Consider the following 9803-nt stretch of genomic DNA (forward strand, 5'->3'; position numbering starts at 1 on the left):
TTCCCTGCAAAGGCCTGTATCAAAATGGCTTCCTCCGATGCCCTCGCTCCGGTCTTCGATCATATCGAAGCCAACCGCAGCGCCTTCCTCGACCGGCTGATCGCCTATATGCGGCACCCGAGCATCAGCGCCGAGAACATCGGCATCGCCGAGGTCGGGGCATTGTTGGTCGACATGCTGACGCAGATCGGCCTCGAGACGAGCCTCATGCCGACCGAAGGCCATCCCATGGTCGTCGCGCGCTGGGAGAAGGCGCCGGGCAAGCCCACGGTTCTGCTCTACGGCCACTACGACGTGCAGCCGCCGGACCCGCTCGACAAGTGGATCTCCCCTCCCTTCGAGCCCACCATCCGCGACGGCCGCCTCTATGCGCGCGGAGTAGGCGACAACAAGGGCCAGCACTTCGCCCAGATCCTGGCGATCGAATCCCACCTCAAGATCCATGGCGAGCTGCCCTGCAACGTCATCCTGCTGCTGGAGGGCGAGGAAGAGATCGGCAGCCCGCGCATCGCCGGCTTCGTGCGCGCCAACCAGGCGCTGCTGAAGGCCGATCTCGCCGTCACCGCGGACGGGCCGCGCCATGCCAGCGGTGCGCCGACGATCAAGTTCGGCTCGCGCGGCGTGGTCTCCTTCGACCTGCGCTGCCGCCACGCCAGCCGCGACGTCCATTCCGGCAATTTCGGCGGCGTGGTGCCGAACCCGATCTGGACGCTGGTCCACCTGCTCGCCACCATGAAGAACGAGGCGGGCGAAATCACCATCGACGGGCTTCACGACGACGTCGAACCCGCGACCGCCGAGGACATCGAAGCGATCAAGCGCCTGCCGCTCGACATCGACGCGTTCAAGCAGGGCCTGGGCCTCAAGCGCCTCGACGCGCCGCTCGATCGGCCCTTCTACGACCGCCTCTGCTTCCAGCCGACGCTGACGATCAACGGCTTCCATGGCGGCTATGGCGGGCCGGGCACCAAGACCGTGCTGCCGAACGAGGCGCTGGTGAAATGCGACATCCGCCTCGTCGAGGCACAGGACCCGGAGGACATCCTCCGCAAGGTCCGAGCCCATGTCGAGAAACATGCGCCGGAGGTCGAATTCATCGTCGAGGAGACCGGCATGTGGCCCTCCAAGACGCAGATCGCCTCGGCCTATACCGCGCCGCTGCGCCGCGCCTTCGTCGCCGCCCATGGCGAGGAGCCGCTGCTGATCCCTGCCGGCTTCGGCAGCCTGCCGAACTACGTCTTCACCAAGATCCTCGGCATCCCCGCCTATGTCACGCCCTATGCCAACCATGACGAGGCGAACCACGCGCCGAACGAGAACATGACGCTGGACTGCTTCCAGAGCGGCATCCGGACGGGCGCCGCGCTGTTGCACGAACTCGGGCAGCTGCAGGACAAGGGCTGACGGCCCGGCCCTAGGAGGCCGGCGCTTCGCCGCCGGCCTTGCCTCTCAGCACGAAGACGAGGCCGGCGAGGCTCATCAGCGCCAGGCAGAACCAGGTCAGCGCATAGATCAGGTGCGTATTGCGGAAGCTGACCTGGGTCATGCCGCCCTGCGGCAACGGGCCGGGCTCGCTGGCCGTGTCGGCATCGACGAAATAGGGGGCGAGCTCGCCCAGCCCGCGCGCCGTTGCGATCGCGGCGACGTCGCGCGAGTACCAGCGCCCGGCGGCCGGGTCGTTGTAACGCAGGAATCCGCCGGCCGGCTCGGTGAGGCGCAACAGCCCGACCACCCTCGCCTGTTCGCCCGCAACCCGGCGCCTCTGCTCGGCTCCTCGCCTGTCTTCCGGAACGAAACCGCGATTGACGAGGACGGTGAAGCCGCCATCGCTCCGGAACGGCGCCATCACCCAGAAACCGGGGCCGCGCTCGGTCACGGCCATCGTCAGCGTCTCCGGCGCATCGAGATAGCGGCCCTGTAGCGCGACCCGGCGATATTCGGCGCCGTCGGCGTCGATCGTGGGCCATTGCGCCGGCCCCGGCGCAGCAACAGGTTCCGCATGGATTCGCGCTTCGACACGGGCGATCAGATCAAGCTTCCAGCTGCGCCGCTGGACCTGCCAGACGCCGAGCCCGGCTGCGACCAGCGCGACCAGCGCCAGGACAGACGCAAAGACCACGCGCCCGGCGCCTCCACGGCGCCTTCCGGCCACAGCCACGGACAAGCGCGGCCCCCTCACATCCTGTGCATGTCGGGCATCATGTTGGTGTTGAGGTGGTACATCACCCATAGCGAGCCCGAGAGCGCGATCACCACGATGATGATCGTGAAGATCAGGGCCATCATGCTCCAGCCCTCCTCCGCACGGCTGTTCATGTGCAGGAAGTAGACCATGTGGACGACGATCTGCACGGCGGCGAAGGCCATGATCACGATAGCCGTCAGCGTCGAGTTGCCGAGCACGTCGTTCATGACGAGCCAGAACGGGATCGCGGTCAGGACGACCGAGAGCAGGAAGCCCGTGATGTAGCCGCGCAGGCTGCCATGCGGCTGGGCGCCATGGCCGCCGTGCCCGTCGTGATGCTCGGCTTGGTTCCCGCCAGCGCTCATTTCAGCACGCCCATCAGATAGACGAAGGTGAAGACGCCGATCCAGACGACGTCGAGGAAATGCCAGAACATGCTGAGGCACATCAGCCGGCGGCGATTGGCCTCGATCAGCCCGCGCCGCCGAACCTGGACCATCAGCACCGTCAGCCAGATCAGGCCGAAGGTGACGTGCAGCCCGTGCGTGCCGACCAGCGTGAAGAAGGAGGACAGGAAGGCGCTGCGCATCGGCGTCGCGCCCTCATGGATCAGGTGCGCGAATTCGTAGAGCTCGATCGCCAGGAAGGCGAGGCCGAAGAGCCCGGTGACGACCAGCCAGCCCTGCATCGCCGCCTGCCGGCCCTTGTCCATCGCCAGCATGGCGAAGCCATAGGTGATCGACGAGAACAGCAGCATCGCGGTGTTGATCGCGACCAGCCTGAGATCGAACAGGTCGGCGCCGGACGGCCCGGCGGCATAATTGCGCCCGAGCACCCCGAAGGTCGCGAAGAGGACTGCAAAGACCAGGCAGTCGCTCATCAGGTAGAGCCAGAAGCCGAGCATGGTCGAGCCGCCGGAGTGCTCGTGCTCGTCTTCCGTGACGTAGAACGCCGGAACGCCGTTCGCAGCCTGCGTGTCCGCTGTCGCCTTAGCCATCATCGTCCCTCAGGCCCGGCCCAGCTGTTCCGTGCGCGAATCCTCTTCGCGCAGAACGGCTTCGGCAGGGATGTGGAAGTCGCGGTCGTAGTTGAAGGTATGCGCGATCGTCGTGGCCAGGACGCCGATGAAGGTCAGCGCAGCCAGCCACCAGATGTACCAGATCAGAGCGAAGCCGCAGATCGTCGCCAAGCCGGCGATGATCAACCCGGCGCCCGTATTCCGCGGCATGTGGATCGGCCGGAAGCCGCCGAGCGGGCGCGTGTAGCCGCGCTTCTTCATGTCGGCCCAGGCGTCGAGGTCATGCACGATCGGCGTGAACGCGAAGTTGTAGGCCGGCGGCGGCGAGGAGGTCGACCACTCCAGCGTGCGGCCATCCCACGGGTCACCCGTGGTGTCGCGCAGCTGCTCGCGGCGCAGGACGCTCACGGCGATCTGGATGATGAAGCAGAGGATGCCGAGCGCGATCAGCCCCGCGCCGACCGCCGCGATCACGAACCAGATCTGCAGTGACGGATCCTCGAAGCGGCTGAGCCGCCGCGTCACGCCCATCAGGCCGAGGATGTAGAGCGGCATGAAGGCGACGTAGAAGCCGATGACCCAGAACCAGAACGAGAGCAGGCCCCAGAACCGGTCCAGCTTGAACCCGAAGGCCTTCGGGAACCAGTAGGCGATGCCTGCGAAGACACCGAAGACCACGCCGCCGATGATGACGTTATGGAAGTGGGCGATCAGGAACAGGCTGTTGTGCAGCACGAAATCGGCCGGCGGCACTGCGAGCATCACGCCGGTCATGCCGCCGATGACGAAGGTCAACATGAACGCTACGAGCCACATCATCGGCAGCTCGAAGCGGATGCGGCCGCGATACATCGTGAACAGCCAGTTGAAGATCTTCGCGCCCGTCGGGATCGAGATGATCATCGTGGTGATGCCGAAGAAGGAGTTCACGCTGGCGCCCGAGCCCATCGTGAAGAAATGGTGCAGCCAGACGAGGTAGGACAGGATCGTGATGACCACCGTCGCATAGACCATCGAGGCATAGCCGAAGAGGCGCTTGCCGCAGAAGGTCGATGCCACCTCCGAATATACGCCGAAGATCGGCAGGATCAGGATGTAGACCTCGGGATGGCCCCAGATCCAGATCAGGTTCACGTACATCATCGGGTTGCCGCCGAGATCGTTCGTGAAGAAATTTGTGCCGACATAGCGGTCGAGCGTCAGCAGCGCGAGCGTGGCGGCCAGGATCGGGAAGGTCGCCACGATCAGCACGTTGGTGCACAGCGACGTCCAGGTGAAGACCGGCATCCGCATCATGTCCATCCCGGGCGCGCGCATCTTCACGATGGTCGCGATCAGGTTGACGCCGGACAGGGTCGTACCCACGCCCGCGATCTGCAGGGCCCATAGGTAATAGTCCATGCCCACCCCGGGCGAGTAGGCTGCCCCGGAAAGCGGCGGATAGGCGAGCCAGCCGACCTTTGCGAATTCGCCGACGAAGAGCGAGGCCATCACCAGCACCGCACCGCCGACCGTCATCCAGAACGAGAAATTGTTGAGGAAGGGGAAGGCGACGTCGCGCGCGCCGATCTGCAGCGGCACCACATAGTTCATCAGGCCGGTGACGAAGGGCATCGCCACGAAGAAGATCATGATGACGCCATGCGCCGTGAAGATCTGGTCGTAATGGTGCGGCGGCAGATAGCCCTCGTTGCCGGCGAACGCGATCGCCTGCTGGCCGCGCATCATCACCGCGTCGGCGAAGCCGCGCAGCAGCATGATGACGCCGAGGATCATGTACATGATCCCGATCTTCTTGTGGTCCACGCTGGTGAACCACTCGTGCCAGAGATAGCCCCAGAGCTTGTAGCGGGTCACCAGCGCCACGAGGGCGAGGCCGCCGAGCGCGACCGCTGCGAACGTCCCGATCAGGATCGGCTCGTGATAGGGGATCGCCTCGAGCGTGAAGCGTCCGAAGATCAGCTTCCACCAGTCGGGATAGGAGGTCATGGTTCCCTCGGCACGCTAGCGAAAGCGCTTCAGTTGGCGACGCGAGCGGTGACGCCCGCAGTGCCGTAGACATCGGTCGGCGTGCAGATCGCCGTCACGAAGGGGCGCGGCGGCATCGGCTGGCCGCCGCGGCGCACGCTCTTGTCGTATTCGAGCTGCGCGACGATATGGATGCCCTCCTTGCCGCCGCCGCCCTTGGCGTCCATCGCCATCATGTCGCGCGTGCACATCTTGGCCCGGTCCACGCACATGTTGAGGATGGCGCTGAAGAGATCGGACGGGATGTCGCGGAACAGCCGCACCGGCTCGCGCTCGCTCGGCCGCTCCAGCACGAGATACTCCTCGCGCCCCAGCACGCTGCCGCTGCGGATCGCGCCCTGCACCCAGTCGCCGAAGCCCTTCTCGTCGACGCCGCGGAAGCGGAAGCGCATGTCCGAGAAGCCGGCGCCGCTGTAGTTTGCGGAGAACCCTTCGAAATCGCCGGGGTGGTTGATCACGGCGTTGAGCCGCGTCTGCATGCCCGGCATGGCGTAGATCTGGCCGGCAAGCGCCGGGATGAAGAGCGAGTTCATCACCGAGGACGAAGTGATGCGGAACTCGATGGGCTGATCGACCGGAGCAACGACCTCGTTCAGCGAGGCAATGCCCTGCGCCGGATAGAGGAACAGCCATTTCCAGTCGAGCGCCACCACCTGGATCACCAGAGGCTCTTTCTTCGGAGAGGTCTCACCGGCCTTGGCCGCGATGGCCTGCTTGCTGGCGCTGATGCGGTCGAGCGGGCGATAGGGATCGAGCAGATGCGTGCCCATCCAGGTCATCGCGCCGATGACGATGATGATCAGCAGCGGCACCGACCAGATCACCACTTCGAGCGGCAGCGAATGGTTCCATTCCGGATCGTAGGAGGCTTTCGCCGAGGCGCGGTAGCGCCAGGCGAAGAAAATCGTCAGCGCCATCACCGGGATGATGATCAGGAGCATCAGCGCCGTGGAGGCGAGCAGGAGGTTTCGCTGCTGCACCGCAATATCGCCGGACGGCGATAGCAGCACCATCTGGCAGCCGCCGAGCAGTGCAAAGACCGGCAGAACCGCTAAGAATCGAAAGATCCGCAAGAGACTCGAGACCTCCCTCGTATGGGAACAGCCGTTCTCTATTCCCATTCTTTCGCACCGCACATCGGACAATCTGTCCCATTGCGGCAGTTTGACGGGTAGCTTCTATCCACCGTATCCATTTGTATGAGGTGCGGGCAAGCCCGGTCCTTCCGGCCTGTCTGCGAGCGAGGAATTCGCGGCCATGAGCGCTGATGCAGCGACCCATTCATCGGGCCATCTGACGGACGAGCACGGGCGGGACCATGTCACGCCCGCCGACATCGCGCTCGGCGTCATCATCGGGCGGACGTCGGAGTATTTCGATTTCTTCGTCTTCGGCCTCGGCTGCGTGCTGGTCTTTCCCGAGCTGGTCTTCCCCTTCGTCGACCGCCTGACCGGAACGCTCTACGCCTTCGGCATCTTCGCCCTGGCTTTCGTGACGCGCCCGTTCGGCTCCGTCCTGTTCTTCGCGATCGACCGTCGCTACGGCCGCGGCACCAAGCTCACCGTAGCTCTGTTCCTGCTCGGTGGCTCGACGGCCGCCATCGCCTTCCTGCCGGGCCACGAGACGATCGGCATCTGGTCCGTCGTCGTCCTCGCCGGCTTCCGCCTGCTGCAGGGCATCGCGCTGGGTGGCGCCTGGGACGGGCTGTCGTCGCTGCTCGCCCTCAACGCTCCGCCGAATCGCCGCGGCTGGTATGCCATGCTGCCGCAGCTCGGCGCGCCCTTCGGCTTCATCCTCGCCGCCGGTCTCTTCGCCTATTTCGAGGGCGCGCTGTCGAAGGAGGATTTCCTGAGCTGGGGCTGGCGCTATCCCTTCTTCGTCGCGCTGACCATCAATGTCGTCGCGCTGTTCGCCCGCTTGCGCATGGTCGCCACGCATGAATTCGCCGAGCTCATGGAAACGCGCGAACTGATGCCGGTGCCGGTGTCCGAACTTCTCCGGACCCATGGGCGCACCATCGTGCTCGGCGCCTTCGTGCCGCTGGCGAGCTTCGCGCTCTTCCACCTCGTCACCATCTTCCCGGTAAGCTGGATCAACCTCTTCACCGACCGCTCGGTCTCGGAATTCCTGCTGGTACAAGCGGCCGGCGGCGTCGTCGGCGCCGGCGCGATCGTCACTTCCGGCCTGATCGCCGACCAGATCGGCCGCCGCAACACGCTGCTTCTCTCCGGCGCGATGATCGCGCTGTTCAGCCTGTCCAGCATCGTCGCGCCGCTGCTCTTCGGCGACAGCCTCGCCGGCCAGACGATCTACGTCATCATCGGCTTCGGCCTGCTCGGCCTGTCCTATGGACAGACCGCAGGCGCCGTCGCTTCGAGCTTCGGCACGCAGTACCGCTATACCGGCGCGGCGCTGACCTCCGACTTTGCCTGGCTCATCGGCGCAGGCTTCGCCCCGCTGGTGGCTCTCACCGTATCCAGCGCGTTCGGCCTCGCCTGGGTCGGCATCTACCTGCTTTCCGGCGCGCTCTGCACGCTGGCAGCACTGGCGATCGACCGCAGGCTGGAGCGCAGCTACGGCTGAGCCGTAGCTGCCAGGCCCGGCGATCCGCCCTGGGTCAGCGCCCGGTCCAGTTCGGCGGGCGCTTGCCGAGGAAGGCCTCCATGCCTTCGCGGAAATCGGCGCTGGTGTAGCAAAGCGTCACCAGATCGCGGCCATCGACCCCATCTGCCGCCGCTGCGGTCAGGCGGCGCATGGCCTCCTTGGTCGCGCGCATCGTGAGCGGCGCGTGGCTCGCGACGATCTGCGCCAGCTCGCTCGCGCGTGCCATCAGCGCGGCATGGTCCGGCAACAGCTCGCTATAGAGCCCGACACGCCGCCCCTCCTCCGCCTCGACGAGCCGGGCGGTGAAGACGATGTCCTTGACCAACGCCGGCCCGAGCAGCGCGAAGAGCCGCGCGTAGTTCTCCATCGACAGGCAGTTGCCGAGCGTCCGCGCGATCGGGAAGCCGAAGCGTGCGGTGACTGTCGCGATCCGCAGGTCGCAGGACAGCGCGATGCTGGCGCCGCCCCCGGTGACGGCGCCGGAGATCGCGGCGAGCGTCGGCACCGGGCACCGTTCGATCGTGCCGATCACCTTCTCGATGCGCTCCTCGTAGGCCAGCGCATCCCCGGCGCCGGAAAAGGCGCGGAACTGCGAGATGTCGGTGCCGGCACCGAAGGCCTTGTCGCCCGCGCCGGTCATGACGATCACGCGCGGATCGCCATGGGCTGCCGGGTCCCGGCAGATCTCGGCGATGCGCTCATACATCGCGAAGGTCAGCGCATTGCGCGCCTGCGGCCGGTTGAGCGTGATCGTGCCGACCCCGTTCTCGACCGCATACAGAATTTCGTCGCTCACTCCGGCCTCCGTCAGATCACGCCTTCGGCCCGCAGCTTCGCGAGGCCTGCTTCGTCATAGCCGAGTTCGGCCAGTATCTCGTCATTGTGCTGCCCCGCCTTCGGCGTCGGCGTCGCGACGTCGGCGGGCGTGCGCGAGAGCGTCACCGGCTGGCCGACGAGGCGGATGTCTCCGAGATCGGGATGGCTCAGCGGCTTGGCGATGCCGAGATGGCGCACCTGCGGATCCTCGAACATCTGGTCGACCGCATAGATCGGCCCGGCCGGCACGCCATGCGCCTCCATGGCCTCCAGCCAGTCCGCACTGTCCGCCGCCGCGAAGCGCTCCTCGATCATCTCCCGGAGTTGCGGGCGGTGGTCGAAACGCTTCTCCATGGTGTCGAAGCGCGAGTCGGCGCCCCATTCCGGCCGTTCCACGGCGCGGCAGAAGCAGCGCCATTGCTCCTCGCCGCCGACGCCGAGATTGATCGCGCCGTCGCGTGTCCTGTAGACGCCCATCGGCGTGGAGTACGGATGGTCGTTGCCGGCCTGAGGCGGCACCGAGCCCTCGACGAGATAGCGCGCGGCCTGGAAATCCATCATCGCGATCTGGGCTTCGAGCAGCGAAGTCTGGACCCATTGGCCCTTGCCGGAGGTCGCGCGCTCCTGCAGCGCCACCAGCGCACCGACGGCACCGTAGATCCCTGCCGAGGAATCGGCGAGCGCTATGCCGGCCCTCACCGGCCCCTGCCCCGGCAGGCCGGTCACCGACATCATCCCGCCCATGCCCTGCGCGATCTGGTCGAAGCCGGCGCGGGTCCGATACGGCCCCGACTGGCCGAAGCCCGAGATCGAGACGAGGATCAGGCGTGGATTGCGCGCGTGCAGCGTCTCGAAATCGAGGCCGAGCCGCTCCTTCACATCAGGCCGGAAGTTCTCGACGAGCAGGTCCGCCTCGTCGACGAGCTTCATCAGGATCGCCCTGCCCTCGGCCGTCTTCAGGTTCAGCGCCAGGGAGCGCTTGTTGCGATGCAGGTTCTGCATGTCGTAGCCGAGGCGCGGCCCACTCATATTCTCGTTCGGATCGACGCCCGGCGGGCTTTCCACCTTGATCACGTCGGCGCCGAAATCGGCGAAGACCCGCACGCAGGTCGGCCCCGCCCGCACGCGGGTCAGATCCAGAACCTTCAGCCC

At 66.1% G+C, this 9803-nt stretch carries 9 protein-coding genes; 2 read left to right on the forward strand and 7 right to left on the reverse strand.

Annotation, left to right across the window (positions count from 1 at the left end; genetic code table 11):
• Positions 1-24: 24 nt before the first annotated feature.
• A complete protein-coding gene (locus ACIPIA_RS04840; protein WP_400507209.1) occupies positions 25-1404 on the forward strand; it encodes a M20/M25/M40 family metallo-hydrolase in 1380 nt (459 codons plus the stop codon).
• A gap of 10 nt (positions 1405-1414) precedes the next feature.
• Here the strand turns inward: ACIPIA_RS04840 and ACIPIA_RS04845 are convergent, their stop codons facing one another.
• Genes ACIPIA_RS04845 through cyoA form a run of 5 tightly spaced genes read right to left on the reverse strand, consistent with a single transcriptional unit; the run spans position 1415 to position 6304 of the window.
• Positions 1415-2119: an SURF1 family protein gene (locus ACIPIA_RS04845; RefSeq protein WP_400507211.1), complete on the reverse strand. Its 705-nt coding sequence runs from the start codon at positions 2117-2119 to the stop codon at positions 1415-1417.
• A gap of 56 nt (positions 2120-2175) precedes the next feature.
• Positions 2176-2550, reverse strand: a complete 375-nt coding sequence (cyoD, locus tag ACIPIA_RS04850) for a cytochrome o ubiquinol oxidase subunit IV (protein ID WP_400507212.1) — start codon at positions 2548-2550, stop codon at positions 2176-2178.
• Entirely contained in the window at positions 2547-3182 is a 636-nt protein-coding gene (gene cyoC, locus ACIPIA_RS04855) for a cytochrome o ubiquinol oxidase subunit III (protein ID WP_400507214.1), read from the reverse strand. The genes cyoD and cyoC overlap by 4 nt, the downstream gene beginning before the upstream one ends.
• Before the next feature lie 9 nt (positions 3183-3191).
• Positions 3192-5192 (reverse strand): cytochrome o ubiquinol oxidase subunit I, encoded by a 2001-nt coding sequence (cyoB, locus tag ACIPIA_RS04860; protein WP_400507216.1) that lies wholly within the window; start codon positions 5190-5192, stop codon positions 3192-3194.
• A 29-nt stretch (positions 5193-5221) separates the two neighbouring features.
• Positions 5222-6304: a ubiquinol oxidase subunit II gene (gene cyoA, locus ACIPIA_RS04865; protein WP_400507218.1), complete on the reverse strand. Its 1083-nt coding sequence runs from the start codon at positions 6302-6304 to the stop codon at positions 5222-5224.
• A gap of 184 nt (positions 6305-6488) precedes the next feature.
• Between cyoA and ACIPIA_RS04870 the strand changes: the two genes are divergently transcribed.
• Positions 6489-7814, forward strand: a complete 1326-nt coding sequence (locus ACIPIA_RS04870) for an MFS transporter (RefSeq protein WP_400507220.1) — start codon at positions 6489-6491, stop codon at positions 7812-7814.
• Between the two features lie 34 nt (positions 7815-7848).
• Here ACIPIA_RS04870 and ACIPIA_RS04875 read toward each other — a convergent pair whose 3' ends face one another.
• Complete coding sequence (locus tag ACIPIA_RS04875; protein ID WP_400507221.1) at positions 7849-8631, reverse strand: enoyl-CoA hydratase/isomerase family protein; 783 nt, start codon at positions 8629-8631, stop codon at positions 7849-7851.
• Between the two features lie 11 nt (positions 8632-8642).
• On the reverse strand, positions 8643-9800 hold the full coding sequence (locus ACIPIA_RS04880; RefSeq protein ID WP_400507223.1) for a CaiB/BaiF CoA transferase family protein: 1158 nt from the start codon (positions 9798-9800) through the stop codon (positions 8643-8645).
• Positions 9801-9803: the final 3 nt, after the last annotated feature.

Source organism: Allobosea sp. CER48, from assembly GCF_044752385.1.
Taxonomy (GTDB): domain Bacteria; phylum Pseudomonadota; class Alphaproteobacteria; order Rhizobiales; family Beijerinckiaceae; genus Allobosea.

Excerpts from the sequence above, each read along its gene's own strand:
- ACIPIA_RS04840 (WP_400507209.1), top strand. The coding sequence starts at position 25 with ATGGCTTCCTCCGATGCCCTCGCTCCGGTCTTCGATCATATCGAAGCC.
- cyoD (WP_400507212.1), bottom strand. The coding sequence starts at position 2,550 with ATGAGCGCTGGCGGGAACCAAGCCGAGCATCACGACGGGCACGGCGGC.
- cyoC (WP_400507214.1), bottom strand. The coding sequence starts at position 3,182 with ATGGCTAAGGCGACAGCGGACACGCAGGCTGCGAACGGCGTTCCGGCG.
- cyoB (WP_400507216.1), bottom strand. The coding sequence starts at position 5,192 with ATGACCTCCTATCCCGACTGGTGGAAGCTGATCTTCGGACGCTTCACG.
- ACIPIA_RS04870 (WP_400507220.1), top strand. The coding sequence starts at position 6,489 with ATGAGCGCTGATGCAGCGACCCATTCATCGGGCCATCTGACGGACGAG.